Raw genomic sequence first — 24,954 nt, 5'->3', positions numbered from 1 at the left:
CAGGTGGTGCGGAAGGGGTGGGGCCGCGACGGACCTCAGTCGCCGGCCTCCTTGCCCGCGATGACCTCCGCGGCCGCCCGCCCGCACACGCGGGCGGCGCCGTGGGTCGCGATGTGCAGCGCCCCTGACGGTGCCGCCTGCGGAACGCCCATCTCCACCACCACCGTGTCCGGACGGGCGGCGAGCAGCGAGCCCAGCGCCTCGGCCATCCAGGGGTGACGGTGCACGTCACGCACCACTGCGACGATCCTACGAGCCCCCGCCGACCTCAGCACTTGTGCGGCCGAGGCGTCGCCTTCGCGAAAGCTCCCGGTCACCGTGCCCGGGAAGATCCGGTCGAGTTCGGCGGCGACACCCCACGGGGTCTCGTCACCGACGGCGATGTTGGCGACCGGGGTGAAGGCGGCGACGTAGGGCGCCTCGGCGACCGGCAGGTAGCCGTCGGTGCGGGTGACGCGCAGCGCGCGGCGGGCCGCGACCAGGCCGATCCCGGGGTCCGGTGCCGCGGTCGCCCGCGCCGCGGAGTGCTCGGCGGCCCAGGCCGCCAGGCTCCGCACCCGTCCGGCGGCGTCGGCGAGCCGCGCCCGGGACAGGTCGCCGTCGCGCACGGCGGCGACGATGGCGTCGCGCAGGGCGACCACCGTCTCCTCCTCGGCGAGGCCGCCGCCCACGCAGATGGCGTCGGCGCCGGCGGCGAGCGCCAGCACGGTGCCGCGCTCGATGCCGTACGCGTCGGCGATGGCGCGCATCTCGATGCCGTCGGTGACGATCAGGCCGTCGTAGCCCAGTTCGTCTCGGAGCAGTCCGGTGAGCGCGGCGGGGCTGAGGGTGGCGGGGCGCTCCGGGTCGAGGGCGGGCACCAGGATGTGCGCGCTCATCACGGCCTTGCTGCCGGCGGCCAGGGCGGCCCGGAACGGGGCGAGTTCGCGGGCGCGCAGGGTCTCCGGGCTCACGTCCACCCGCGGAAGGGCGTGGTGGGAGTCGACGGAGGTGTCGCCGTGGCCCGGGAAGTGCTTGGTGCACGCGGCGACCCCGGCGGACTGCAGTCCCTCGACGTACGCCGCGGTGTGCCGGGCGACCAGCAGCGGATCGGAGCCGAAGGAGCGCACGCCGATGACCGGGTTGCGGGGGTCGGAGTTGACGTCCGCGGAGGGCGCCCAGTTGAGGTTGACCCCGCACTCGGCCAGCCGGCGGCCGAGTTCGGCGGCGACGTCCCGGGTCAGGGCGGTGTCGTCGACGGCACCGAGGGCGAGGTTGCCGGGGAAGGAGGAGCCGCTGCGGGCCTCCAGCCGGGTCACGTCGCCGCCCTCCTCGTCGGCCGCGATCAGGACGTCGGGCCGTACGGCGCGCAGTTGCGCGGTGAGCGCGGCCAGTTGCCCGGGCGACTCGATGTTGCGGGCGAACAGGGCGACGGAGCCCAGTCCCTCGGCGAGCCTGCGCAGCAGCCACTCGGGCGCGGTGGTGCCGTGGAAGCCCGGCTGCAGGACGGTGAGGGCATCGCGGACGAGGGCCTCGGTGTCCGCGGCGCCGTCGTGGATCTGGCTCAAGGTCTCGGTCATCCCTTCACCGCACCGGCGGTCAGTCCGGCGGCGACCTTGCGCTGCACGAGCAGGAAGAAGACCACCACGGGCACGCCCATCATGGTCGAACCGGCCATCATCGGCGCGTAGTCCGTGCCCCGCGAGGTGACGAAGTTGCCGAGCCACACCGTGGCCGTCTGGTGCTCCTGGCTCATGATGAGCATCGCGTACAGGTACTCGTTCCAGGCCTGGATCAGCGCGTAGATGGAGGTGGCGACGAGACCCGGGGCGAGCAGCGGCAGGATGATCCGGAAGAAGGCGCCCATCCGGGTGCAGCCGTCGACCATCGCCGACTCCTCCAGCTCCTTGGGGATGTTGACGATGAATCCGCGCAGCGTCCACACCGTGAAGGGGAGCACGAACGTCAGGTAGGTGACGATGAGCCCGGTGAGCTTGTCGATCTGGTCGATCTGGTTGAGCAGCAGGAAGACCGGGATGATCATCGCGACCAGCGGCACCATCTGCACGGCGAGGATCGCGACGATCACGGCCTTGCGGCCGCGGAAGACGAAGCGCGAGATGGCCAGCGCCGCCAGCAGCCCGATCACCAGGCCGAGGCCGACGGTGGAGCCGGAGACGATCAGGCTGCGGCCGACCGATCCCCAGAAGTCGCCGACGTCCAGGGCGTCGGAGAAGTTCTGGAAGGACAGGCTGGTGGGGAAGAACTTGGGGTCGGGGTCGATGGCGTCCTTGGCGGGCTTGAACGCCGTGTTGAGCATCCAGTAGACCGGGAAGCCGGAGACCACCACGACCAGCAGGCCGAGCAGGTTGTAGACCGTCCGCCCCTTGCGCCGGGGCCGCCGGGCGGTGCGCGCCGCCGGAGCGGCGGCCGGCGCCCTCTCGGCGGGAGCCGTGTCGAGCATGGTCGTCACTCCACCTCTCCGATCTTGAGCATCTGGCGCATGTAGACGGCCATCACCCCGAGCAGGAGCAGCACCGTGACGACGGCGATGGCCGCGCCCGCGTCGTAGTCGTTGGCGACGAAGGCCTGGTCGTAGGAGTAGGTGGTGAGCACCTGGTACGCGGGCTCGGGGTGTCCGTCGCGCATCAGGAAGACCTGGGGGAAGACGCCCATGTCCCAGATGACCGACAGCGTCGTCAGCATGACGATGATCGGCTTGAGCACCGGCAGGGTGACGTGCCGGAAGACCTTGACCGGTCCGGCGCCGTCCATGCGGGCGGCCTCCTCCAGCTCCCTCGGCACCTGGGTGAGACCGGCGTGCAGGGTGATCGCGACGAACGGGATGGCGCCCCACACCACCATGAGGGCGATGACGAGGAAGCCCTGCTTGGTGTCGGTGAACCAGTTGTGGCCGCTGAAGTCGGCCCCCGGCAGCCGGCTGAGCAGCCAGTTGAGGACGCCGTAGTCGCTGTCGAACATCCACTTGAAGATGGTGATGGCGACGACCACGGGCATCGCCCAGCTCGCCACCAGCACGATGTTGATCAGCGCCTTGACCCAGGGCGAGACCCGCTGCATCAGCAGCGCCACGCCCATGCCGACGACGAGCGTGAGCAGCACCGCCACCAGGGTGAAGAGCAGCGTGCGCAGGACGACGCCCCAGAAGACCGAGTCCCCCAGGACGTGGGTGTAGTTGGCGAATCCCTGCCAGTCGCCGGGCAGTCCCTGCCACAACTCGGCCTGGCCGTACTGCTTGAAGGAGAGGGTGACCAGCCGCACCAGCGGATAGCCGAGGACCAGCAGCAGGACGCCGATGGTCGGCGCGAGCAGGGTCCACGGGAGCGCGGCTCCGCCGAAGCGGCGCGGCTTCCGGTCCGGTCCCGCCGGCCGCGGGCGCGGCACCTCGTCCAGCGGTGTGTCAACGGCACTCATCATGTGCTCCTCGGGTACTCCAGTCCCTGGCGTCGCGCCGGGGCCGGCCGCCCTGGGGCGGCCGGCCGGCGTCGATCACTGTGTTGCCCGTGTGCCGGTCAGCCGGCGTTGATCACCGCGTTGATCTGCTCGTCCGCGGACTTGGCCGCGTCCTCGATCGAGGCCTTGCCGACCGCGATGTCGTTCAGCATGTTCTGCAGGATCTGCTTCTTCTCGACCTGCAGCCAGCCCGGGGCGGTGGGGACGAACCAGGTGTTCTCGTTGGCCCGGGCGGAGGCGGCCGTCGCCGGGTCGTCCTTCAGCGGGGCGAGCAGCGACTTGGCGTTGGGCAGGTTGCCCTTGGAGATCAGGACCTTCTGGGCCGCGCTGTCGGTGAAGCCGTTGATCCAGTCGGCGGCGAGGTCCTGCGCGGCGGACTTGACCGGGATGACCAGGTCGGAGCCGCCGATGAAGTTCGGCAGCAGATCGCCGTTCGGGCCGGGCAGCGCGAAGGTCTCCAGGTTGTCCTTCAGCTTGCCGGTCTTGTCGGTCTTCGGGTCGGCGGCGGCGCCGCCCTCCCAGCTCGCGCCGTAGATGAGCGCGGACTTGCCCTGGCCGTAGACGATGTAGCGGTCGGACTCGTCCTTGTTCTTGTCGCCGTGGAAGTACGTGTCGAGGACACCCTTCCAGGTCTTCAGGCCCTCGATGGACTTCGGGTCGGAGAGGGTGGCGGTCCACTTGCCGCCGTCCTCCTTGGCGACGTCGCCGCCGGCGTCCTTGACGAAGGCCAGCGCGGTGTACCAGTCGCGGCTGGGCTGGTACCAGGCGGAGAACTTGTCGCCGTTCTTCTTCTGGATCTTGTCGAGCGCGTCCGTCAGCTCGGCCCAGGTGGTCGGGGCCTTGGTGACGCCGGCCGCCTTGGCGACGTCCTTGCGCCAGGTGCCGACGCGGGCACCGGCGTAGTAAGGCACGCCGTAGGTCTTGCCGTTGTACGTCACCGAGCCCTCGAGGGCGTCCAGCCAGTCGCCGGAGTTCTCGAACTTGCTCTTGTCGATGGGCGCGAAGGCACCCTTGACCAGGTAGCCGAGGGTCTCGGTGTTGCCCATCTCCACGACGTCCGGCACCTTCTTGGTGGCGAGGACGGCGTCGAGCTTCTGGTTCTTGGCGGTCCACTCGTAGTACTCGTGGTGGATCTTGACGCCCTTGTGCTTGGCCGTGAAGGCGTCGTCCGCCTGCTTGACCAACTCGGGCCAGTTCTTCTGTGCGTCGACCGTCAGCCAGACGGTGATCTCCTTCGGCGCCGAGGCCTTGTCGGAGCCCTTGTCGTCCGAACCGCAGGCCGCAACGCCGGCGACCATGACGGCGACACCGATCGCCGCGATCAGCTTGCGCTTCACAACACCCTCCCCAGGGCAGTGAGTACCAAGTGGTGTAGACCAGTGACCGAAGCTTGGCCTAGACCTTTAGGGGTGTCAAGGGTGTATAAGAGCACCGGACGCGTCCGTTACCGGACCGACATCTGGGCTCGTAACGCGATATGAGCCCTGGCCGTGCCACCATGTGAGCCGCGAATGACGGAGGAGCCGGTGACGGCAGCACGACAGCACTCGGGAGCAGAGGCGATGGAGACCGACGGCGAGGCCGGCACGGCGGTGACGGAAACCGCGGAGGCGGCCGGGGCCGCGGCCGGACGGACCGCGCGGGTGCCCAAGTACTACGGCCTGAAGCGCCATCTGCTCGAACTGACCCGGACGATGCCCCCCGGTTCCCCGGTGCCGCCCGAGCGCACCCTGGCCGCCGAGTTCGACACCTCGCGCACCACCGTGCGGCAGGCGCTGCAGGAACTGGTGGTCGAAGGCCGGCTGGAACGCATCCAGGGCAAGGGCACCTTCGTCGCCAAGCCCAAGGTCTCCCAGGCGCTCCAACTCACCTCGTACACCGAGGACATGCGTGCCCAGGGCCTGGAACCGACCTCCCAGCTGCTCGACATCGGCTACATCACCGCCGACGACCGGCTGGCCGGACTGCTGGACATGAAGGCCGGCGGCCGCGTGCTGCGCATCGAGCGCCTGCGCCTGGCGAACGGCGAGCCGATGGCCATCGAGACCACCCACCTGTCGGCCAAGCGCTTCCCCGCACTGCGCCGCAGCCTGGCGAAGTACACCTCGCTGTACACCGCGCTCGCCGAGGTCTACGACGTCCGGCTCGCCGAGGCGGAGGAGACCATCGAGACCTCGCTCGCCACCCCGCGCGAGGCGGGCCTGCTGGGCACGGACGTCGGCCTGCCGATGCTGCTGCTGTCCCGGCACTCGATCGACACCGGCGGCGAGCCCGTGGAGTGGGTGCGCTCGGTCTACCGCGGCGACCGCTACAAGTTCGTGGCGCGCCTGCAACGACCGTGACGCCGGTGCCGTTCCCGGGCCGTGTAGATCGTTTCCATACCGCAATGCGGGTGGGTAGTGACGTGCATCCCGTCCTGACTCTAGATTGCCTGCGCATTACACAGGAGTAAGAGATCAGGACGGAGCCGTAGCAATGTCCGAACCATCCGGAACCTCCGGCCGGCCACCGGTGGTCACCACCACCCGTGTGATCGCCGGTGTCTGCCTCGTCATCCCCTTCGTCGCCATGCTCTGGGTCGGCTCGTACGCGAAGCTGACCCCGGAGTTCATCGGCATCCCCTTCTTCTACTGGTACCAGATGCTGTGGGTGTTCCTGTCCTCCGGACTGACGTACGCCGCGTACGTCCTGGTCCGTCGTGAGGAGCGGGCACGGAAGGAGGTCGCGAAGTGAAGGACGGGGTCAACGGCGTCGCACTCGCCGTCTTCATCTTCTTCTTCCTGGTCGTCACGGTCCTGGGCTTCCTCGCCGCGCGCTGGCGCCGGGCGGAGAACGCGCTGCACCTGGACGAGTGGGGCCTGGGCGGCCGCAGCTTCGGCGGCTGGATCACCTGGTTCCTGCTGGGCGGTGACCTGTACACGGCCTACACCTTCGTGGCGGTGCCGGCGGCGGTCTACGCGGCGGGCGCGTCCGGCTTCTTCGCCGTGCCGTACACGATCCTGGTCTACCCGCTGATCTTCACCTTCCTGCCGCGGCTGTGGTCGGTGTCGCACAAGCACGGCTACGTCACCACCTCCGACTTCGTGCGCGGGCGCTTCGGCTCCAAGGGCCTGTCGCTGGCGGTCGCGGTCACCGGCATCCTCGCCACGATGCCGTACATCGCGCTGCAACTGGTCGGGATCCAGGCCGTCCTGGACGTGATGGGCGTGGGCGGCGGCGAGTCGTCCAACTGGTTCATCAAGGACCTGCCGCTGCTGATCGCCTTCGGTGTGCTGGCGGCCTACACCTACTCCTCCGGCCTGCGGGCGCCGGCGCTGATCGCGTTCGTCAAGGACACGCTGATCTACATCGTCATCGCGGTGGCGATCATCTACATCCCGATCAAGCTGGGCGGCTTCGACGACATCTTCGCCAAGGCCGGCGACGCCTACTCCCAGGTGAACCCCGCCACCGGCAAGCCGCGCGGATCCCTGGCCCCGGGCGACACCGCCCAGTGGGCGTACGGCACGCTGGCGCTGGGCTCTGCGCTCGCGCTGTTCATGTACCCGCACTCCATCACGGCCGTGCTCTCCAGCCGCAGCCGCGACGTCATCCGCCGCAACACCACCGTGCTGCCGCTGTACTCGCTGATGCTCGGCCTGCTGGCGATGCTCGGCTTCATGGCGCTGGCCAGCGGTGTCGGGGCCGGGGTCAAGGGCTACAACGGCCAGCTGGCGATCCCGCAGCTGTTCGAGGACATGTTCCCGTCCTGGTTCGCGGGCGTGGCCTTCGCCGCGATCGGCATCGGCGCGCTGGTGCCGGCGGCGATCATGTCGATCGCCGCGGCCAACCTCTTCACCCGCAACATCTACAAGGACTTCCTCAAGCCCGACGCCACCCCGGCGCAGGAGACCCAGGTCTCCAAGGTGGTCTCGCTGCTGGTCAAGGTCGGCGCCCTGGTCTTCGTCCTCACCATGGACAAGACGGTCGCGATCAACTTCCAGCTGCTGGGCGGCATCTGGATCCTGCAGACCTTCCCGGCCCTGGTCGGCGGCCTGTTCACCCGCTGGTTCCACCGCTGGGCGCTGCTGGCGGGCTGGGCGGTCGGCATGGTCTACGGCACCTGGGTGGCGTACGGCGTGGCCAGCCCGGCCCAGAAGCACTTCGGCGGCTCCTCCGACACCATCCCGGTCATCGGCCAGATCGGCTACATCGGCCTGACCGCCTTCGTGCTCAACGTCGTGGTGACCGTCGTCCTCACCTTCGTCCTGCGGGCCCTCAAGGCCCCCGAGGGCGTCGACGAGACCAGCCAGGCCGACTTCACGGCCGACGCCGGCGACCCGGGCGTGCAGAAGGACCTGCCGGTGGGCGCCGGTCACTGACCGCCGCACCGGCCACGAGCACGGGCCGCCGCCCTGGGACGGGGTGGCGGCCCGTCGTCATGCGGTACGGGCCGCCGGCACCGGGCAGCGGAAGGTGCGCCGGTACGCCTGCGGGGTGGTGCCCACCCAGCGCGCGAAGTGGTGCCGCAGGGTGGCCGCGTTGCCGAACCCCGCGCGCGCGGCGACGGCGTCCACCGTCTCGTCGGTGCCCTCCAGCAACTCCCGGGCCAGCAGGACGCGCTGGCCCAGCAACCAGCGGTAGGGCGTCGTACCGGTCTCCTGCTGGAAGCGGCGGGCGAAGGTGCGCGGCGACATGTGCGCCCGGGCGGCCAGTTCGTCGACGGTGACCTCGCGGTCCAGGTGGCGTTCCATCCACGCCAGGACCTCGCCCACGGTGTCGCAGCGGGTGCGCGGCAGCGGGCGGTCGACGTACTGGGCCTGGCCGCCCTCCCGGTGCGGCGGCACCACCATGCGCCGGGCGATGGCGTTGGCCACGTCGCTGCCCTGCTCCTTGCGCACCAGGTGCAGGCAGGCGTCGATCCCGGCGGCGGTGCCGGCCGAGGTGATCACCGGGTCCTCGTCCACGTAGAGCACGTCGGGCTCGACCCGCACCCGGGGGTAGCGCCGCGCCAGTTCCTCCGCGTGCTTCCAGTGGACGGCGCAGCGGCGGCCGTCCAGCAGGCCGGCGGCGGCCAGGGCGAAGACCCCCGAGCACACGCTGAGCACCCGCGCCCCGCGTCCGACGGCACGGTTCAGCGCGTCCAGCAGCTCCGGCGGGTACTCCCGGTCCACATAGGAGTCGCCGGCCGGCACCGCGACCAGGTCGGCCTCCTCCAGCCGTTCAAGTCCGTGCCGGGTGCCGATGGTGAACCCGGCGGGCGTCGTCAGCGTCGGGCTCTCCGCGGAGGCCACGGCGAAGTCGTAGGCCGGCAGACCGTCGTCCGACCGGTCGATTCCGAACACCTCGCAGACGACCCCGAGTTCGAAGGGATGGACTCCGTCGAGCAGGACCACGGCCACGTTCTGCAGCATGCCTCCAGGATGGCAGACCGGCCGTCGGGGCGTGGCAGGATTTCGCGGTAGCACGTCAGTCCTGCCACTCCCGGCGGGGCCGCGCGAGGAGGAGGGTCGAGGACATGGAAACCTTCCTCGCCACCGTCACCGCACTGGTCTTCTTCCTGGCCCTGGCCCTCGCGGCCCTGACCGGACACGTCCACGACTCCCGCGACGGCCACGACTGGCACCGGTGAACCCGTCGCTCTGTAACCGCGCCGACACAACATCTGGTGGTGTCACCAGCGGGCGCCACTAGATGTATGCTCAACTCCGCTGTCGCCGCAGGGGAAGCCGGTGGGAATCCGGGACTGCCCCGCAACGGTGTGCGGGTGCCCCAGGGCATGCCCGCGAGTCCGAGTACCTGCCGACGGCACCGTCCGGCGCGCCGTCCGGACGGTGAAGTGTCCGGGCCTCGCGGGTTGGGCCGGCGGACGCGCCGCGGCATGCCCTGGCCTGCCCCGCGTGCGCCCCGTCGCTCCTCCGCGTCGCCGCCGTACGAGGGAGAGAGCACACGTGACCATCGCGCCCGCCGCACCCGCCACCGCATCGGACCCTGCCTCAACCGGGGCCGAACTGCTGCGCACCCTGACGGAACTGACCGCAGACCTCCCCGACACCGACCCCGGCCGGGTCGCCGCCGCCGCGCTGCGCGGCCGCAGCGCCGCCGCGGACGAGGCGGAACTGCGGGCGCTGGCCACCGAGGCCGCCGCCGGACTGATCGCGGAGGACCCGCAGTACTCGCGGCTCGCCGCCCGTCTGCTCACCCTCGCCATCGCCGACGAGGCGGCGGGCGAGGGCGCGGTCTCCTTCTCCGCGTCCATCGCCGTGGGCCACCGCGAGGGCCTGATCGCCGACGGCACCGCCGCCTTCGTCGCCGAGCACGCCGGCCGGCTGGACGCCCTGGTCGACACCGCGCTCGCCGACGGCGCCGACGACCGTTTCGGCTACTTCGGCCTGCGCACCCTGCACAGCCGCTACCTGCTGCGCCACCCGATCTCCCGCCAGGTCGTCGAGACCCCGCAGCACTTCATGCTCCGCGTCGCCTGCGGCCTGGCCGAGGACGGCACCAGCCGCTCGGTGGACGAGGTCGCCGCGCTCTACGGCCTGATGAGCCGGCTGGACTACCTGCCCAGCTCCCCCACGCTCTTCAACTCCGGCACCCGGCACCCGCAGATGTCCTCCTGCTACCTGCTGGACTCCCCGCTGGACGAGCTGGACTCCATCTACGACCGCTACCACCAGGTGGCCCGGCTGTCCAAGCACGCCGGCGGCATCGGCCTGTCCTACTCCCGCATCCGCTCCCGCGGCTCGCTGATCCGCGGCACCAACGGGCACTCCAACGGCATCGTCCCGTTCCTGCGTACCCTCGACGCCTCCGTCGCCGCCGTGAACCAGGGCGGCCGCCGCAAGGGCGCGGCCTGCGTCTACCTGGAGACCTGGCACGCGGACATCGAGGAGTTCCTGGAGCTGCGCGACAACACCGGTGAGGAGGCGCGCCGCACCCACAACCTGAACCTGGCGCACTGGATCCCGGACGAGTTCATGCGCCGCGTCGACACCGACGGCACCTGGTCGCTGTTCTCCCCCGCCGACGTGCCCGAGCTGGCCGACCTGTGGGGCGAGGAGTTCGACGCCGCCTACCGCAAGGCCGAGGCAGCGGGCCTGGCCCGCAAGACCCTCCCGGCACGGGAGCTGTACGGCCGCATGATGCGCACCCTCGCGCAGACCGGCAACGGCTGGATGACCTTCAAGGACGCCTCCAACCGCACCGCCAACCAGACCGCCGAGCCCGGTCGCGTCATCCACTCCTCCAACCTCTGCACGGAGATCCTGGAGGTCACGAACGACGGCGAGACCGCGGTCTGCAACCTCGGTTCGGTCAACCTCGGTGCGTTCGTGCGTGAGGACGGCTCGATCGACTGGGAGCGGCTGGACGCCACCGTCCGCACCGCCGTGACCTTCCTCGACCGCGTCGTGGACATCAACTTCTACCCGACCCGCGAGGCCGCCGCCTCCAACGAGCGCTGGCGCCCGGTGGGCCTGGGCGCGATGGGCCTGCAGGACGTCTTCTTCAAGCTGCGGCTGCCCTTCGACTCCGCCGAGGCCAAGGCGCTCTCCACCAGGATCGCCGAGCGCATCATGCTCGCCGCCTACGAGGCCTCCTGCGACCTGGCCGAGCGCCACGGCGCGCACCCGGCCTGGTCGCAGACCCGCGCCGCCCGCGAGGTGCTGCACCCGGACCACTACGACACCGCGGAGAACTGGCCGGAGCGCTGGGAGGCGCTGCGCGCCCGCGTCGCCGCCACCGGCATGCGCAACTCGCTGCTGCTGGCCATCGCCCCGACCGCCACGATCGCCTCGATCGCCGGCGTGTACGAGTGCATCGAGCCGCAGGTCTCCAACCTCTTCAAGCGCGAGACGCTCAGCGGTGAGTTCCTCCAGGTCAACTCCTACCTGGTGGCCGACCTGAAGAAGCTCGGCGTCTGGGACGCGCAGACCCGCGACGCGCTGCGTGAGTCCAACGGCTCCGTCGAGGGCCTCAACTGGATCCCCGCGGACGTCCGCGAGCTGTACCGCACAGCCTGGGAGCTGCCGCAGCGCGCCCTGATCGACATGGCCGCGGCCCGTACGCCGTACCTCGACCAGAGCCAGTCACTCAACCTCTTCATGGCCTCGCCCACCATCGGCAAGCTCAGCTCGATGTACGCGTACGCCTGGAAGCAGGGCCTGAAGACGACGTACTACCTGCGCTCCCGCCCGGCCACGCGCATCGCCCAGTCCGCCCGCGCGGCCGCGCCCATCCCCGTGCAGGCGACGACGCCCGACGCCGACGCGATCGCCTGCTCCCTTGAGAACCCCGAGTCCTGCGAGGCCTGCCAGTGATGAGCTCCACCAAGAACCTGCTCGACCCGGGCTTCGAACTGACCCTGCGTCCGATGCGCTACCCGGACTTCTACGAGCGCTACCGCGACGCCATCAAGAACACCTGGACCGTGGAGGAGGTCGACCTCCACTCCGACGTCGCCGACCTCGCCAAGCTGTCGGCCGGCGAGCAGCACATGATCGGCCGGCTGGTCGCCTTCTTCGCCACCGGCGACTCGATCGTGGCCAACAACCTCGTGCTGACGCTCTACAAGCACATCAACTCCCCCGAGGCGCGGCTGTACCTGTCGCGGCAGCTCTTCGAGGAGGCCGTGCACGTCCAGTTCTACCTGACGCTGCTCGACACCTACCTGCCCGATCCCGAGGAGCGCACGGCCGCGTTCGCGGCCGTGGAGAACATCCCCTCCATCCGCGAGAAGGCGCAGTTCTGCTTCCGCTGGATGGACTCGGTGGAGTCCATCGACCGCCTGGAGAGCAAGGCGGACCGCCGCCGCTTCCTGCTCAACCTGATCTGCTTCGCGGCCTGCATCGAGGGCCTGTTCTTCTACGGCGCCTTCGCGTACGTGTACTGGTTCCGCTCGCGCGGCCTGCTGCACGGGCTCGCCACCGGCACCAACTGGGTGTTCCGCGACGAGTCGATGCACATGGACTTCGCGTTCCACGTCGTCGACACCGTCCGCGCGGAGGAGCCCGACCTCTTCGACGAGGAGATGGTCAAGCAGGTCACCGCGATGCTGGAGGAGGCCGTCGAGGCCGAGCTCCAGTTCGCCCGCGACCTGTGCGGCGACGGCCTGCCCGGCATGAACACCGACTCCATGCGCGAGTACCTGCAGTGCGTCGCCGACCAGCGCCTGGTCCGCCTCGGCCTGCCGGCCCGCTACGGCTCGGAGAACCCGTTCTCCTTCATGGAGCTGCAGAACGTCCAGGAGCTGACCAACTTCTTCGAGCGCCGCGCCTCCGCGTACCAGGTGGCGGTCGAGGGCACGGTCTCCTTCGACGACGACTTCTGATCCGCGCGTCCCCGCACCGCGGGGGTGGGGCCCGGCCGCACCGGCCGGGCCCCACCCGCGGTCACTTCAGGGCGACCGCGTCGGCGGCCGAGGTCACCTGGGCCGTCGTGGTCGTGCCCGGGAAGAACCAGCGCCAACTGCCCGCCGCGGTGGCGGTCACCTTGGTGCTCAGGCCACCGGTGCTGCTCGTGGTGGCCGTCTTGACGGTGCTCCACTTCGTGGAACCCGCCTTCTTGAACTGCAGCTTGACGGGCTGCCCGGCGTAGCCCCCGTACTTCAGGCTCTGCCAGCTCGCCCGCGTGAGCTTGCCCTTGACGGTCAGCGTGCGCCCCTTGGCGACCGGCTCGGGCCCGGCGTCGGTGGTGAGCACCGAGGCGCGCTTCACCTTGAACCGGGCGATGTCGTCGCTGATCCAGTAGTCGCCGTCGTTCGCCTTCACCGTGGCGCTGACCTCCCAGACGCCCGCGACCCGGTTGGCGTTCCAGCCCGGGTTGCCCGCGCCGTACGAACGAATCGTGTCCGGGTGGATCTTCATCGTCGCGGTGCACACCGACGTGGTGGCGGTCTTCTTCTCGCAGCGGGTTCCGGTCCAGTCGACCGGACCGTCCGCGTGGGCCCTGCTGAAGGCGGAGATGTCGGAGATCCGCTTGACCCCCGAGTTGTCCCTGATCGTCAGGGCGATCGGGAACTCGATGACCTTCTTCGTCCCGACGATCACATTGGTGCCGTGGTCCACCACCGTCTTGATGACGCGGATGTCCCCCCGCCCCTCCGCGTGCGCGGCCGGCGCCGTCAGGACGACCATCGCTGCAGCGCCCGCCGCGGCGGCCGTCAGCGCTCTGTGTCGCATGTCCCTCCCCTGTTCGTCCCCGGCGCGATCACACCGGGGGACGAACAGGTTAACGGCAGGCGTCGATCAGTCGTTCGGGAGCCGGGTTCGCCCCGCCGACCACGCCGGATCGTCCCGGTCAAGCGTCTGGGCCGCGTGCTCCGCCGGGCGCAGGCGTCCCGCAGTGTCGAGGTCACGGGCGATCTCGACGTGGACGGCCCACGCAGTGAGGAATCCGCGCAGCGGCTCGATCGAGCCCGAGTCGACGGAGAAGGCGATCGCCTCGTTCTTCTGCCGCTCCATCTCCGCGAGGCGGTGCGGGGCCACCTGCGCAAGTGCCGTGCGGAGTGCGTCGGGCGTCCTCGCCGGCCGTGCGATGAGTTCTGCCCCGTGGTGCTCGGGCCGGGTGGTCATGCTGCGGTCCTCCTCCGGGGTACCGCAGCTAGCCCAGCCACTTGCCTCGTGCCACGACGCCCGTCCCACACGGGTCCGGGCACCGCGCGCCGGGCGGGGCCGGTCCGCGGTGCCGCCGCGGCCGATCAGTCGTTCGGGACCGTCTCGTACTTCGGGGTCGACTCCGCCATCTGCTTCAGCGCGTCCTTGCGGTCGCGCTTGGAGAGCCGGTCGATGTAGAGGTAGCCGTTGAGGTGGTCGGTCTCGTGCTGCAGGCAGCGGGCGAAGAAGCCCGTGCCCTCGACGACGATGTCGTTGCCGTGCAGGTCCTGGCCGCGGCAGACCGCGTAGTCGGGGCGCGGCAGTTCGGCGTACGCGCCCGGCACGGACAGGCAGCCCTCGTTGCCGTCGTCGAGGACGCGGCGCTCGGCGGGGAGGTCGTCGACGACGGGGTTGACCACGTGGCCGACGTGGCGGACGCCGTCGTCGTCCGGGCAGTCGTACACGAAGACCCGCAGGGGCACGCCGATCTGGTTGGCGGCGAGGCCGACGCCCTCGGCGGCGTGCTGGCTGGCGAACATGTCGTCGATCAGCGCGGCCAGCTCGTCGTCGAAGGACGTGACCGTCGTGCACGGGTGGTGCAGCACCGGGTTGCCGACGACCGTGACGGGGCGGGCCGTGCCGCGCTCGCGGTGGGCGGCCTCGCGCTCCTCCGCGTCCGTCACGTCGTCGGTGAATGCGGTCTGCTCGGTCTCCTGCTGGGACATGGTCCGTCGTACGCCTTCCTGGGGCCTTCGCCAAAGCTCAATGGCCCATCAAGGGTACGTGCCCGCGGAGGGGTCAGCAGACCTCTTCGAGATCGCGCCAGTCACGGGTGTCCGGGCTGTCGGCGACCCAGCTGTCCAGCAGGCCCCGCACCAGCCCGACGGGGGCCGCGATGCCGCACTCGCGCTCGGGTGCCCACAGGGCGCCGGGGGTGCGGTGGCTGAGGTGGCCGGGGTGGCCGGGTTCGCCCTGGTCGTGCGGGTCGCGCGAGGCGTCGGAGCCGTCGTCGGTCGGCATCCGGCTCTCGGAGCAGGTGCGGCACAGCAGACGTACGGAGGACGACCAGTCCTCGGCGGCGTAGCCGGCGTCGGCGGCGAGCTGCTCCAGGGCGTCGCGGTCCGACTCGGTCGCCGCCTCCAGCAGGACGAGCCAGGTCGGCACGGGCGAGGGCGCCCACAGCTCGATCTCGTCGAAGACGGGGTAGGTGACGCCGTCGGCGGTGCGCCGCTCGCCGTGCGGGACGCCGTCGTGGAGGACGACCTCGCCCCAGCGGCGGCCGGAGGACGGCAGCGGGATGCTCAGCACCTCGATGCGGGCCGGGTCGATCCGGCGGCCCCACACCACCTCCGCCTCGCCCTCCGGGGAGAGCCGCACCGCGGAGCTGCCCAGCGCCATCTCGACGGGGCCGGTCCCGGCGGCGTCGGGCCGCAGCCCGTACGCCTGCCAGGCGCGGCGGGCCAGCGGCCAGTCCTGGAGTGCGGTGGCGGCGATGCCGACGTTCCACCAGTCGGGGGCGCCGGGGGCGCGGTCCAGCAGGGCGACGGCCCGCAGGCCGGTGGTGCGGGCCTGCTCCCAGTCGTGCCGGAACTTGTGCAGCAGAGCGAGGTTGTACCAGGACTCCGAACGCCAGGGCTCCAGGTCGGCCGCACGGATGAGCAGCGCACCGGCGTCCTCGTACCGCCCGTCGCTGATCAGCGTGAACGCCCGGTCGGTCGCCTGCCGCCAGGTGGCGGACGGCCGATGCCGTGCCCTGCCGAAGATCCTCAAGGTGTCCCGCCTGCCGTTCGCGTTCGCTGGTGCTCCACGGTGCCCCGTCCGTTCCCCCACGTCCCGTGCTCAGCGGTGCTCATCAGTCCTCCTTGCCATCGGCAGGGCCTGTCACACACGGCCGGGCTCGTCGGTTTGGCAGCATCGGCGCCATGGTGCGCCTCTTGAGCGCTCTGCGCCTCTGCGGGCATCCAACCATGCCCCTTGGTGCGCCCGCTCATTACCGGTGGGTTCACTGTCCTGCCCGGGCAACGACCCTGGTCAGCGCCTCAACCACGCGAGGGTCGTATTCGTGCGCGGTATCGAGGCGTAACCGCTCCAGCGCCTGCAGCCCCCGGCCCACGGCCGTACCGCCCCCGGCCAGGTCCTCGTAGGCGTTGGCCGTACGCACGATGCGTCCGGCGAGCGGCTGCTCCCGGTACGGATCGGCCTGGCCCTCCACGATCCGCGCGACTTCCTCGGGGGCACCCGTCCGGCGTACGACCTCCGCCCCGAGCAGCGCGATGCGGCGGCGTTCCACCTGATCGAGGGACGAGGTGGCGCCGCCGGGCACGGGGTCGACGAGGGAGAGCTGACCGATGTCGTGCATCAGCGCGGCGTGCTCCAGGGCCGCCAGCGCCTTGCCGCCCAGGCCGAGTTCGCGTCCCATGGCGTGGCTGAGGGCGCTGACCCGGCGGGCGTGCCCGGCCGGGGTGTAGCCGGCGACCTCGGTGGCCCGGGCCAGCGAGGCGATGGTCTCCCGGTGGGTGGCCCGGATCGCCGCGTGCCGCCGGAAGGCCGTCTGGGTCAGCAGCAGCGGCACCCCGCACACGGGCAGCGCCCACAGCCCGGCGGCCTGCTCGGCCTGCGCCAGCACGACCCCGCCGGCGCACACGGCCGAGCCGACGCCCGGCAGCACGGCCAACTCGTCGCGCAGGACGGAGGCGAAGGGATGCCCCGCGCGGGCGGCGCCCAGCACGGCGGCCAGCACGGCGTCACAGAGGATCGTGCTGGCCAGCAGCAGGACGGCGTACCCCGGATGGCCGCCGCTGCCGCCGTACAGCGGCTGCGCGGTCGTGGCCGCGAACGCCACGGTCAGCACCCGGCGGGCCGCCGCGTCGCGGGTCGCGCCCCGCAGTTGCCCGGCGACCACCGCCGCGGCGGAGACCGCCACGACGACCGCCACCGCCTCGGCCGCGAGCAGCGCGTAGGCGAGGGCGCCGGCGAAGGCGACGGGGGCGGCCTCCCGGCCCTCGGGCTCCGGGATCCGCAGCGCCTCGCCGACGACGACCAGCGCCCCGAACGCGGCTGCCGCCGCGGGATCGGCGACGCCGTGCACCGCCGTCCACACCGACGCGGCGCCGCCCACGGCGAGCGCGAGCCCGTGGACGGCGAACACGACGGAGGGCGGGCGCCGGCGATGACGCCGGTGGTCGCCGCCGCCGCGGCGTCCGGAGGCGCTCACGGGCGGGGCTCGGGAGTGCGGTGGGGCGGGGCCTCGCGCCGGGCGTGGCGTCTGGCCTGCGCCGGGGCGAAGGGCTCCGGCTCGTCGGCGGTGACCGCCGGGTTCCAGCCCTCCCTGCGGACGGCGCGGACCAGGGCCTGCACCATGAGCGGGTCGAAGTGGCTGCCCGCGCAGCGGCGCAGCTCCCCCAGGGCGTCGTCGACGCCGCGGGTGGCCTGGTAGGCGCGGGTGGACGTCATCGCGTCGAAGGCGTCGGCCACGGCCACCAGCCGCGCGGAGGACGGGATGGCCTCGCCCGCCAGGCCGTACGGGTAGCCCGATCCGTCGAGGCGTTCGTGGTGATGGAGGATCGCGGTGCGGGCGTCGTCGAGGAAGGCGATGCCGCGCACCATCTCGTGCCCGTATCCGGGGTGCAGCTCGATGATCCGCCGCTCCTCCGGGGTGAGCGGGCTGTCCTTGCGCAGCACCCGGGTGGGCACCCCCAGCTTGCCGATGTCGTGCAGGATGCCGGCCAGCCGCAGAGCCTCCACCCGCTCGGGCGGCAAGCCGATCTCACGGGCGATCAGCGCCGACGCCCGGCCGACGCGCTCGCTGTGGCCCCGGGTGTAGCGGTCCTTGATCTCCACGGCCTGCACCAGCGCCCGCACCGTCGCCTGGTGCGCGGCCCGCTCGCGGCGCGCCTGGCCGACGACCCAGCGCGCGATGTGCGTCGGCAGCAGGGCCAGGACCGCGGCCACCGCCCCATACGGGCCCTGCCAGAGCACCGCGGCCATGAGCCCCACCAGCCCGTAGGTGAGGTGCGGGGCGAGCGGCTCCAGCAGGGACTCCCGCCAGGCCGCGGCGGGGGCGGTGCGCTCGGCGGTGACCAGCACGCCGGCGGTGAGGGCCGCGGAGTACAGGCAGAAGGCGAGGACGGCGGCGAGCGCGGGCACCAGCAGTCCCGGCAGCCGCGCGAAGGGGCCGTCCCCGAAGGCGGTGCGCACCTGGGCGGCGGCGGCCGTCGCCAGGGCGAGCTGCGCGGCGTGCCACACGCGGCGCACCGGGCGCGGCTCTCCCCGTACGGGCGCCAGCAGCCCGCCGGGCACGGCGACGAGAGCGGCCGCGCCCGGGGGTAGCAGGAGCGCGGCCGTGAAGAGCACCGGGGGCAGTGACGCCCCCGTGCGTTCCCCCGCCGCGTAGAGCGCCGCCAGCACCGCGGCGGTCGCCCAGGGAGTGCCCTCGTGGGGGCCGGTGACGAGGGCGCCGCAGGCCGACACCACGACGACCGGGATGTAGACCCGAGCCGCGACGGGGAGCATCCGGACCGCCCGCTTCGCACGCACCCCACCGAGGCTAGGGGCGCGGCCGCCGCCCGGTGGGCGAGCGGCCGCGATTCCCGCCTTCGGGTGATCCCGGGTGACCTGGCGGTGCGGTGTTCGTCAGGCGGCCGGCGAGCCGGTCGGCGCGTTGCCGCCGTCGGCCGGCACCGGCGCCACGTCGCCCGCGCGGATCAGCTCGATCCGCGTGAGCACCTTGGCGCGCAGGTCCGTGGGCACGTCGTCGTGGCCGCAGCAGCGCTTGACCAGCTTCTTGACGGCCTGCTCGAGGCCGTACTTCTCCAAGCAAGGGTGGCACTCGTCGAAGTGCTGCTTGAACTTGGCGCAGGCGTCGTCGGACATCTCGTTGTCCAGGTACTCGTAAAGGTGTTCGAGTACCTCGGAGCAGTCCGTCTCATGCGGGTTGCCGCAGCTCATGTGCCCGAGCCCTTCTCGTCTCCCGCGCCCGCCGGGACGAGCCCGCGCTCCCGCGCGTAGTCCTCCAGCAGCGAACGCAGCTGCCGCCGCCCCCGGTGCAGGCGGGACATCACCGTACCGATGGGGGTTCCCATGATGTCGGCGATCTCCTTGTAGGCAAAGCCCTCGACGTCCGCGAGATACACCGCGATCCGGAATTCCTCCGGGATCGCCTGCAGCGCCTGCTTCACGTCCGAGTCGGGAAGGTGGTCCAGGGCCTGGGACTCGGCGGAGCGCAGACCCGTGGACATGTGCGACTCGGCACGCGCCAGCTGCCAGTCCTCGATCTCCTCCGTGCCGCTGCGCTGGGGCTCGCGCTGCTTCTTCCGGTAGGAGTTGATGAAGCTGTTGGTGAGGATGCGGTAGAGCCACGCCTTCAGGTTGGTGCCCTCACGGAACTGGTGGAACGACGCGTACGCCTTCGCGTACGTCTCCTGCACCAGGTCCTCGGCATCGGCCGGGTTGCGGGTCATGCGCAGCGCCGCCGAGTACATCTGGTCCAGGTACTCCAGGGCGTCCCGCTCGAAGCGCGCGCTGCGCTCCACGTCGGACTCCGGAACCACCTGCACCTCAGGCACCTCGGACGGGCTGTCGTCGTTGCCGCTGACCGGACCCACCTCCTCCACGACGGTCACGGGGCCGTAAGCGGACCCCACGCCATCGGAGGATATCCCGGGCGGGATCGGCGCGCTGTTCCTGCTCGTCCCGCCCGTCGACGGCCACTCCGGCCATGACAGGTAGGGCGCCTCGGCACGTGCGCGGCACTCGGCTCTGACCATCCGGCTGCCTTCCTCACTGTGCGTACGTTCTTTCGTGCGGACGACTCGCACAACACGGGCCACGCACCGCTCATTCCCGAAGCGGGGGCAGTTCCTCCAGCCAGCCGAGCACCGCGTCCGTGATGACGCTCAGTGCAGCCTCCTGGGTCAGGTCCGCGGACTTCGGCACGGCGAACCCGTGGTCGGCGAAGGGCACCCCGACCGGCTCGTACCCCTCGGGGAACTCCTCGGGGCGGCCGAATGGGTCGCGCCCGCCCTGGACGACCAGGAGCGGCAGGCCCGCCGTCCCCGGCGCGAGGAGCTCGTCCCCGCGGGACTTCTCCGGCCTGCCCGGCGGGTGCAGCGGGAAGGACAGCGCCAGCACCGCGACCGCGCCCAGCTCCGCCGCCGTACGGCAGGCCACCCGGGCCCCCGCGCTGCGGCCGCCCGCGACGACCGGCGCGCCGGGCCGGGCCAGCGCGGGCCACAGCGCCGTCCACGCGGCGTCCAGGGTCTTCGGCGCGGGCGCCAGCTTCCTGCCGGCCACCCGCCAGGGCTGCTCCACCAGCGCGACCGTCCAGCCGCGCGCCGGCAGGGCCTCGGCCAGGGCCCGCAGGTCGCGCGCCTCCACGCCGCCTCCGGCACCGTGGCCCAGCGCCACGACGGCACGGGGGCGACGGGCCCGGTGCCAGGTGACGCGCGCGTCCCCGGCCGGCGTCGGCACGGTCTCCATGATCTCGCTCACAGCGGCCAGTCTGGCACCGCGGGCGGTCAGAACAGCGTCGCCTCCTCGGGCGCCGCTATCGGTTCGACCAGCTCCGGCCCGTTGTTGCGGACGTTGCTCACCTCGGTGCGCACCGGGTACGCGCGCAGCAGGCCGGGCCGCGGCGGCGCGAGCAGCCCGCGCAGCTCCTCGACGTCGGTGCGCGCGGGGTCGAGCCACTCGTCCCAGCGGTCGGGGGTGATCCACAGCGGCATGCGCGGATGGATCCCGGCGAGCGACTGCGGACCGCCGGGGCGCTCGCCGGCGTCGGCGAAGGGCTCGGTCTCGGCCTCCGTGGTGATGACGGTGCAGGTGACCCACCAGGCGCGCGGGTGCTCGTCGGGCAGGGTGCGGTCGCGCCAGAACTCGTACAGCCCGGCCATCGCGAAGACCGAGCCGTCGACGGGGGTGACGAAGTACGGCTGCTTGCGGGACCGCTTCTTCTTCCCCTGCTCCTCCAACTGCCGCTCGTCCTTGCCGGTGACCCACTCGAAGTAGCCGTCGGCGGGCAGCAGGCAGCGGCGCGAGGCGAAGGGGCGGCGGTAGGAGGCCTTCTCGTGCACGGTCTCGGCGCGCGCGTTGATCATCTTGACGCCGGTGTCGGGTGTCTTCGCCCAGCTCGGCACCAGCCCCCAGCGCAGGGCGCGCAGCTGCCGCACCACCTCGCCCGTCTCCTTGTCCGGCCGCTCCAGCACCGCGTAGGTGCCGTCGGTGGGCGCGACGTTCCAATTGGGGTCCAGTGCCTCGGTGGGATCCCATTTCTGCACGTCGAACAGCCCGACGAGGTCCTCGGGGCTCCGGCTCGCTGCATATCGACCGCACATGAGTGTCAGATTGCCACGGCGCGGACACAGCCGGGCGTCGTATGGTGCGGAACCGTGCAGCTCATCGACTCCCTCCTCGGCACCCAGCCCGCGCCCTCCTCCTGGCTGGTGGGCGTCACCGCGGCCGTCGCCCTGGCCGCGGTGCTGCCGCACGCCATATGGCGGCTCTCCCGCAACGCGATCACGATCGCCCACGAAGGCGGTCACGGCCTGGTCGCCCTGCTGTCCGGACGGCAGCTGCAGGGCATCCGGCTGCACTCGGACACCTCGGGCCTGACCGTCTCCCGCGGCAAGCCGTACGGCCTCGGCATGGTCCTCACCGCGGCGGCGGGTTACACCGCGCCCTCCCTGCTGGGACTGGGCGGGGCCCTGTTGCTCGCGGCCGGGCACATCACGGCGCTGCTGTGGGGGGCGACGGCCCTGCTGCTGGTGATGCTGGTGATGATCAGGAACGCGTACGGGGTGCTGACGGTGTTCCTGACCGGTGGCCTCTTCCTGCTGGTGTCCTGGCTGACCGAGCCCGCGGTCCAGGCGGTGTTCGCCTACCTCGTGGTGTGGTTCCTGCTGTTCGGGGGCGTGCGGCCGGTGCTGGAACTCCAGCACAAGCGGCGCGGCGGCGCGGCCCCCGGCTCGGACGCGGACCAGCTGGCCCGGCTGACGCACACCCCTGCGGCACTGTGGATGCTGTTGTTCTACGCGGTGGCGCTGCTGTCGCTGTTCGGCGGCGGCCGCTGGCTGGTGGGTCTGTAGCCCTTGCGAGCGGGTAACTGTTTCCTTCAGGTTTCGTCCGCTTTGTGAGCGATTCGCCTTCTGCTTGAGCCACTACGCTTGGGGCCATGACCGGTAACCCCGCGCACACCGCCCTGTGGCCCGCGCCGCTCGCGTCCGCCCCCGTCCAGGCGACGGTCACCGTGCCCGGATCCAAGTCGGTCACCAACCGCGCCCTGGTGCTCGCGGCGCTCGCCTCCGAGCCGGGCTGGCTGCGCCGTCCGCTGCGCAGCCGCGACACCGTGCTCATGGCCGACGCGCTGCGCGCCATGGGCGTCCAGATCGACGAGGTGGTCAACCCCTACGGCGGCGAGGCGTGGCGGGTCATCCCGGCCGGACTGCACGGGCCGGCCACGGTCGACGTCGGCAACGCCGGCACGGTGATGCGGTTCCTGCCGCCCGTCGCCGCGCTCGCCGACGGCCCGGTGCACTTCGACGGGGACCCGCGCAGCCACGAACGCCCGCTGAACGGGGTCATCGACGCGCTGCGCTCGCTGGGCGCCCGCATCGACGACGAGGGCCGCGGCGCGCTGCCGCTGACCGTGCACGGCGGCGGGGCGCTGGACGGCGGCCCGGTGTCGGTCGACGCGTCCTCGTCCTCCCAGTTCGTCAGCGCGCTGCTGCTGTCCGGCCCGCGCTTCAACCAGGGCGTCGAGGTGCGGCACACCGGTCCGACGCTGCCCTCGCTGCCGCACATCAAGATGACGGTGGAGATGCTGCGCCGCGCCGGCGCCAAGGTCGACACCCCGGAGAACGGCGGCGAGCCGAACGTGTGGCGGGTCGACGCGGGCGCGCTGCTCGGCGTCGACGTCACCGTCGAGCCGGACCTCTCCAACGCCCAGCCCTTCCTGGCCGCCGCGCTCGTCACCGGCGGCCGCGTGGTCGTCCCCGACTGGCCGCGCCGCACCACCCAGCCCGGTGACGCGCTGCGTGACCTGTTCACCCGGATGGGCGGTTCGTGCGAGCTGACGGACTCGGGCCTGGTCCTCACCGGCTCCGGCCGGATCCACGGCATCGACGCCGACCTGTCGGAGGTCGGCGAACTCACCCCCGGCATCGCGGCGGTCGCCGCGCTCGCCGACTCCGAGTCCGTGCTGCGCGGCGTGGGCCACCTGCGGCTGCACGAGACGGACCGGCTGGCCGCGCTGAGCAAGGAGATCAACGAGCTCGGCGGCGACGTCACCGAGACCGAGGACGGACTGCGCATCCGGCCGCGGCCGCTGCGCGGCGGCGTCTTCCACACCTACGACGACCACCGGCTGGCCACCGCGGGCGCCGTCCTGGGCCTGGCCGTCGACGGCGTCCTGGTCGAGAACGTGGCCACCACCGGCAAGACCCTCCCGGACTTCCCCGAGATGTGGACGGCCATGCTGGGCGCGGCACCGGCAGCCCCCGCGTCCCCGGTGCGGGCCTGAACGATGCGGCGCTACGGCAAGCACACCGACGAGGACGACGTCCGGGTCCGCCCGAACCGCAAGGGGAACCGGCCCCGCACCAGCATCCGGCCCAAGCACGAGGACGCCGAGGAGGGCTTCGTCCTCACCGTCGACCGCGGCCGCGTCACCTGCCTCGTCGAGGACCGCACGGTCACCGCGATGAAGGCCCGCGAGCTGGGCCGCAAGGGCATCGTGGTCGGCGACCGGGTGGGCATCGTCGGCGACCTGTCCGGGGAGAAGGACACCCTGGCGCGGATCGTGCGCGTCGAGGAGCGCAGCTCGGTGCTGCGCCGTACCGCGGACGACACCGACCCGTTCGAGCGGGTGGTCGTCGCCAACGCGGACCGGCTCGCCATCGTCACCGCCCTCGCCGACCCCGAGCCGCGGCCCCGGCTCATCGACCGCTGCCTGGTGGCGGCCTACGACGCCGGTCTCGAACCGCTGCTGGTGCTCACCAAGTCCGATCTCGCGCCGGCCGGACCGCTCCTGGAGACGTACGCGCCGCTGGGCGTCCCCTATGTGGTGACCAGTCACGAGAACTTCGACGCCGGGGCGACGGAGGCCGTGCGCGAGCACCTGAAGGACCGCGTCACCGCCTTCGTCGGCCACAGCGGCGTCGGGAAGACCACCCTGGTCAACGCGCTGGTGGAGCGTCAGCGCGCGACCGGCCACGTCAACGCGGTCACCGGCCGGGGCCGGCACACCACCACCTCCGCGCTCGCGCTGCCCCTGCGCGCCGAGGAGGGGTGGGTCATCGACACCCCCGGCGTGCGTTCCTTCGGCCTGGCCCACATCGACCCGTCCCGGGTCATCCACGCCTTCCCCGACCTCGAGCCCGGCACGGCGGACTGCCCGCGAGCCTGCAGCCACGACGAACCCGACTGCGCGCTGGACGCCTGGGTCGCCGACGGGCACGCCGAACCCGCCCGTCTGTTCTCGCTGCGGCGGCTGCTCGCGACGCGTGAACGCAAGGAAGGGGACTGAGACGCCATTTCCGGGCATGCTGTGTGATGATCGCTCATCGACAGACGGAAACGGGAGGGCGTTCGATGGCCTGGCTCCTCGTGGTGGTCGCCGGTCTCCTCGAAACCGGCTTCGCGGTCTCCCTCAAGCTCTCCCACGGGTTCACCCGCCTGTGGCCGACCATCGCGTTCTGCGCCTTCGCGCTCGGCAGCTTCGGCCTGCTCACGCTGGCCCTGAAGAAGCTGGACGTGGGGGCGGCCTACGCGGTGTGGACGGGCATCGGGGCCTCGGGGACGGCGATCTACGGCATGGCCTTCCTCGGTGACGTCGTCTCGACCCTGAAGCTGATCTCCATCAGCCTGGTCGTCCTGGGCGTCATCGGGCTCCAACTCTCCGGCTCCACACACTGATCCGGCCCCACCCATCGAT

24 protein-coding genes and 1 riboswitch are annotated in these 24,954 nt (G+C 71.8%); of the genes, 9 read left to right on the top strand and 15 right to left on the bottom strand.

From position 1 onward, the window contains the following. Positions 1 to 35 precede the first annotated feature (35 nt). The 4 genes from ABZ479_RS01670 to ABZ479_RS01655 all read right to left on the bottom strand — a co-directional run bounded on the left by ABZ479_RS01670 (position 36) and on the right by ABZ479_RS01655 (position 4,790). Positions 36 to 1,559, bottom strand: coding sequence for a glycoside hydrolase family 3 protein (locus tag ABZ479_RS01670; RefSeq protein WP_500459283.1), 1,524 nt, complete (start codon positions 1,557 to 1,559; stop codon positions 36 to 38). After that, positions 1,556 to 2,443 carry a carbohydrate ABC transporter permease gene (locus ABZ479_RS01665; RefSeq protein WP_500459282.1) on the bottom strand — a complete coding sequence of 296 codons (888 nt, stop codon included), beginning with the start codon at positions 2,441 to 2,443 and terminating at the stop codon, positions 1,556 to 1,558. Before ABZ479_RS01665 ends, ABZ479_RS01670 begins: the two co-directional genes overlap by 4 nt. Before the next feature lie 5 nt (positions 2,444 to 2,448). After that, complete coding sequence (locus ABZ479_RS01660; protein ID WP_499611645.1) at positions 2,449 to 3,414, bottom strand: carbohydrate ABC transporter permease; 966 nt, start codon at positions 3,412 to 3,414, stop codon at positions 2,449 to 2,451. A 98-nt stretch (positions 3,415 to 3,512) separates the two neighbouring features. Then, positions 3,513 to 4,790 carry an extracellular solute-binding protein gene (locus ABZ479_RS01655; RefSeq protein WP_500459280.1) on the bottom strand — a complete coding sequence of 426 codons (1,278 nt, stop codon included), beginning with the start codon at positions 4,788 to 4,790 and terminating at the stop codon, positions 3,513 to 3,515. 225 nt (positions 4,791 to 5,015) lie between these two features. Between ABZ479_RS01655 and ABZ479_RS01650 the strand changes: the two genes are divergently transcribed. The 3 genes from ABZ479_RS01650 to mctP all read left to right on the top strand — a co-directional run bounded on the left by ABZ479_RS01650 (position 5,016) and on the right by mctP (position 7,814). After that, positions 5,016 to 5,795, top strand: coding sequence for a GntR family transcriptional regulator (locus ABZ479_RS01650; RefSeq protein ID WP_500459404.1), 780 nt, complete (start codon positions 5,016 to 5,018; stop codon positions 5,793 to 5,795). A gap of 133 nt (positions 5,796 to 5,928) precedes the next feature. Then, positions 5,929 to 6,186 carry a DUF3311 domain-containing protein gene (locus ABZ479_RS01645; protein WP_500459279.1) on the top strand — a complete coding sequence of 86 codons (258 nt, stop codon included), beginning with the start codon at positions 5,929 to 5,931 and terminating at the stop codon, positions 6,184 to 6,186. Next, positions 6,183 to 7,814, top strand: a complete 1,632-nt coding sequence (gene mctP, locus ABZ479_RS01640) for a monocarboxylate uptake permease MctP (protein WP_500459277.1) — start codon at positions 6,183 to 6,185, stop codon at positions 7,812 to 7,814. The genes ABZ479_RS01645 and mctP overlap by 4 nt, the downstream gene beginning before the upstream one ends. Before the next feature lie 57 nt (positions 7,815 to 7,871). Here the strand turns inward: mctP and ABZ479_RS01635 are convergent, their stop codons facing one another. Beyond that, positions 7,872 to 8,846, bottom strand: a complete 975-nt coding sequence (locus tag ABZ479_RS01635) for a GlxA family transcriptional regulator (protein ID WP_500459276.1) — start codon at positions 8,844 to 8,846, stop codon at positions 7,872 to 7,874. Positions 8,847 to 9,093: 247 nt separating this feature from the next. Next, a riboswitch (cobalamin riboswitch) is annotated at positions 9,094 to 9,253 on the top strand. A gap of 130 nt (positions 9,254 to 9,383) precedes the next feature. Here ABZ479_RS01635 and ABZ479_RS01630 point away from each other — a divergent pair. Together ABZ479_RS01630 and ABZ479_RS01625 are read left to right on the top strand one after the other, a co-directional pair. Beyond that, positions 9,384 to 11,753, top strand: a complete 2,370-nt coding sequence (locus tag ABZ479_RS01630) for a ribonucleoside-diphosphate reductase subunit alpha (protein ID WP_500459274.1) — start codon at positions 9,384 to 9,386, stop codon at positions 11,751 to 11,753. Then, positions 11,753 to 12,763 carry a ribonucleotide-diphosphate reductase subunit beta gene (locus tag ABZ479_RS01625; protein WP_499606849.1) on the top strand — a complete coding sequence of 337 codons (1,011 nt, stop codon included), beginning with the start codon at positions 11,753 to 11,755 and terminating at the stop codon, positions 12,761 to 12,763. The genes ABZ479_RS01630 and ABZ479_RS01625 overlap by 1 nt, the downstream gene beginning before the upstream one ends. 61 nt (positions 12,764 to 12,824) lie before the next feature. On the opposite strand, the gene ABZ479_RS01620 is transcribed toward ABZ479_RS01625, so the two are convergent. The 10 genes from ABZ479_RS01620 to ABZ479_RS01575 form a co-directional block, all read right to left on the bottom strand. Then, positions 12,825 to 13,613 (bottom strand): hypothetical protein, encoded by a 789-nt coding sequence (locus tag ABZ479_RS01620; protein WP_500459273.1) that lies wholly within the window; start codon positions 13,611 to 13,613, stop codon positions 12,825 to 12,827. 66 nt (positions 13,614 to 13,679) lie between these two features. After that, positions 13,680 to 14,006, bottom strand: a complete 327-nt coding sequence (locus tag ABZ479_RS01615) for a DUF6247 family protein (protein ID WP_500459272.1) — start codon at positions 14,004 to 14,006, stop codon at positions 13,680 to 13,682. Between the two features lie 125 nt (positions 14,007 to 14,131). After that, positions 14,132 to 14,752, bottom strand: a complete 621-nt coding sequence (gene def, locus ABZ479_RS01610) for a peptide deformylase (RefSeq protein WP_499606855.1) — start codon at positions 14,750 to 14,752, stop codon at positions 14,132 to 14,134. A 73-nt stretch (positions 14,753 to 14,825) separates the two neighbouring features. Next, positions 14,826 to 15,797, bottom strand: coding sequence for a tetratricopeptide repeat protein (locus ABZ479_RS01605; protein WP_500459271.1), 972 nt, complete (start codon positions 15,795 to 15,797; stop codon positions 14,826 to 14,828). Between the two features lie 232 nt (positions 15,798 to 16,029). Further along, positions 16,030 to 17,241, bottom strand: a complete 1,212-nt coding sequence (locus ABZ479_RS01600; protein ID WP_500459270.1) for an HD-GYP domain-containing protein — start codon at positions 17,239 to 17,241, stop codon at positions 16,030 to 16,032. Further along, the gene (locus ABZ479_RS01595) at positions 17,238 to 18,539 is read right to left on the bottom strand and encodes an HD-GYP domain-containing protein (protein ID WP_499607206.1); all 1,302 of its coding nucleotides are present in this window, start codon (positions 18,537 to 18,539) and stop codon (positions 17,238 to 17,240) included. Before ABZ479_RS01595 ends, ABZ479_RS01600 begins: the two co-directional genes overlap by 4 nt. A 120-nt stretch (positions 18,540 to 18,659) precedes the next feature. Beyond that, positions 18,660 to 18,974, bottom strand: coding sequence for a mycothiol system anti-sigma-R factor (gene rsrA, locus ABZ479_RS01590; RefSeq protein WP_500459268.1), 315 nt, complete (start codon positions 18,972 to 18,974; stop codon positions 18,660 to 18,662). Continuing rightward, the gene (locus ABZ479_RS01585; protein ID WP_499607209.1) at positions 18,971 to 19,630 is read right to left on the bottom strand and encodes a sigma-70 family RNA polymerase sigma factor; all 660 of its coding nucleotides are present in this window, start codon (positions 19,628 to 19,630) and stop codon (positions 18,971 to 18,973) included. The genes rsrA and ABZ479_RS01585 overlap by 4 nt, the downstream gene beginning before the upstream one ends. A 232-nt stretch (positions 19,631 to 19,862) precedes the next feature. Further along, entirely contained in the window at positions 19,863 to 20,504 is a 642-nt protein-coding gene (locus ABZ479_RS01580) for an alpha/beta hydrolase family protein (protein ID WP_500459403.1), read from the bottom strand. 38 nt (positions 20,505 to 20,542) lie between these two features. Further along, complete coding sequence (locus ABZ479_RS01575; protein WP_500459266.1) at positions 20,543 to 21,358, bottom strand: SOS response-associated peptidase; 816 nt, start codon at positions 21,356 to 21,358, stop codon at positions 20,543 to 20,545. A gap of 54 nt (positions 21,359 to 21,412) precedes the next feature. Between ABZ479_RS01575 and ABZ479_RS01570 the strand changes: the two genes are divergently transcribed. The 4 genes from ABZ479_RS01570 to ABZ479_RS01555 all read left to right on the top strand — a co-directional run bounded on the left by ABZ479_RS01570 (position 21,413) and on the right by ABZ479_RS01555 (position 24,935). Next, a complete protein-coding gene (locus ABZ479_RS01570) occupies positions 21,413 to 22,108 on the top strand; it encodes a M50 family metallopeptidase (RefSeq protein WP_499606865.1) in 696 nt (231 codons plus the stop codon). Positions 22,109 to 22,194: 86 nt separating this feature from the next. Beyond that, on the top strand, positions 22,195 to 23,541 hold the full coding sequence (aroA, locus tag ABZ479_RS01565; RefSeq protein WP_499606867.1) for a 3-phosphoshikimate 1-carboxyvinyltransferase: 1,347 nt from the start codon (positions 22,195 to 22,197) through the stop codon (positions 23,539 to 23,541). A 3-nt stretch (positions 23,542 to 23,544) separates the two neighbouring features. Next, complete coding sequence (gene rsgA / locus ABZ479_RS01560; RefSeq protein ID WP_500459265.1) at positions 23,545 to 24,546, top strand: ribosome small subunit-dependent GTPase A; 1,002 nt, start codon at positions 23,545 to 23,547, stop codon at positions 24,544 to 24,546. A gap of 65 nt (positions 24,547 to 24,611) precedes the next feature. Then, positions 24,612 to 24,935: a DMT family transporter gene (locus ABZ479_RS01555; protein WP_499606871.1), complete on the top strand. Its 324-nt coding sequence runs from the start codon at positions 24,612 to 24,614 to the stop codon at positions 24,933 to 24,935. Positions 24,936 to 24,954: the final 19 nt, after the last annotated feature.

The organism is Streptomyces sp. NPDC005722 (genome assembly GCF_040630935.1).
Classification (GTDB): Bacteria; Actinomycetota; Actinomycetes; order Streptomycetales; family Streptomycetaceae; genus Actinacidiphila.
The sequence above is the reverse complement of the archived record's forward strand: the minus strand, read 5'-3'. Positions and strand labels throughout refer to the sequence as shown.

What these genes read in the sequence shown, in the direction of transcription:
- rsgA (WP_500459265.1), top strand. Translation starts at nt 23,545, where the DNA reads ATGCGGCGCTACGGCAAGCACACCGACGAGGACGACGTCCGGGTCCGC.
- ABZ479_RS01670 (WP_500459283.1), bottom strand. Translation starts at nt 1,559, where the DNA reads ATGACCGAGACCTTGAGCCAGATCCACGACGGCGCCGCGGACACCGAG.
- ABZ479_RS01595 (WP_499607206.1), bottom strand. Translation starts at nt 18,539, where the DNA reads ATGCTCCCCGTCGCGGCTCGGGTCTACATCCCGGTCGTCGTGGTGTCG.
- rsrA (WP_500459268.1), bottom strand. Translation starts at nt 18,974, where the DNA reads ATGAGCTGCGGCAACCCGCATGAGACGGACTGCTCCGAGGTACTCGAA.
- ABZ479_RS01555 (WP_499606871.1), top strand. Translation starts at nt 24,612, where the DNA reads ATGGCCTGGCTCCTCGTGGTGGTCGCCGGTCTCCTCGAAACCGGCTTC.
- ABZ479_RS01615 (WP_500459272.1), bottom strand. Translation starts at nt 14,006, where the DNA reads ATGACCACCCGGCCCGAGCACCACGGGGCAGAACTCATCGCACGGCCG.
- ABZ479_RS01580 (WP_500459403.1), bottom strand. Translation starts at nt 20,504, where the DNA reads ATGGAGACCGTGCCGACGCCGGCCGGGGACGCGCGCGTCACCTGGCAC.
- ABZ479_RS01625 (WP_499606849.1), top strand. Translation starts at nt 11,753, where the DNA reads ATGAGCTCCACCAAGAACCTGCTCGACCCGGGCTTCGAACTGACCCTG.
- ABZ479_RS01660 (WP_499611645.1), bottom strand. Translation starts at nt 3,414, where the DNA reads ATGAGTGCCGTTGACACACCGCTGGACGAGGTGCCGCGCCCGCGGCCG.
- aroA (WP_499606867.1), top strand. Translation starts at nt 22,195, where the DNA reads ATGACCGGTAACCCCGCGCACACCGCCCTGTGGCCCGCGCCGCTCGCG.
- ABZ479_RS01650 (WP_500459404.1), top strand. Translation starts at nt 5,016, where the DNA reads ATGGAGACCGACGGCGAGGCCGGCACGGCGGTGACGGAAACCGCGGAG.
- ABZ479_RS01665 (WP_500459282.1), bottom strand. Translation starts at nt 2,443, where the DNA reads ATGCTCGACACGGCTCCCGCCGAGAGGGCGCCGGCCGCCGCTCCGGCG.
- ABZ479_RS01635 (WP_500459276.1), bottom strand. Translation starts at nt 8,846, where the DNA reads ATGCTGCAGAACGTGGCCGTGGTCCTGCTCGACGGAGTCCATCCCTTC.
- def (WP_499606855.1), bottom strand. Translation starts at nt 14,752, where the DNA reads ATGTCCCAGCAGGAGACCGAGCAGACCGCATTCACCGACGACGTGACG.
- ABZ479_RS01620 (WP_500459273.1), bottom strand. Translation starts at nt 13,613, where the DNA reads ATGCGACACAGAGCGCTGACGGCCGCCGCGGCGGGCGCTGCAGCGATG.
- ABZ479_RS01645 (WP_500459279.1), top strand. Translation starts at nt 5,929, where the DNA reads ATGTCCGAACCATCCGGAACCTCCGGCCGGCCACCGGTGGTCACCACC.
- ABZ479_RS01575 (WP_500459266.1), bottom strand. Translation starts at nt 21,358, where the DNA reads ATGTGCGGTCGATATGCAGCGAGCCGGAGCCCCGAGGACCTCGTCGGG.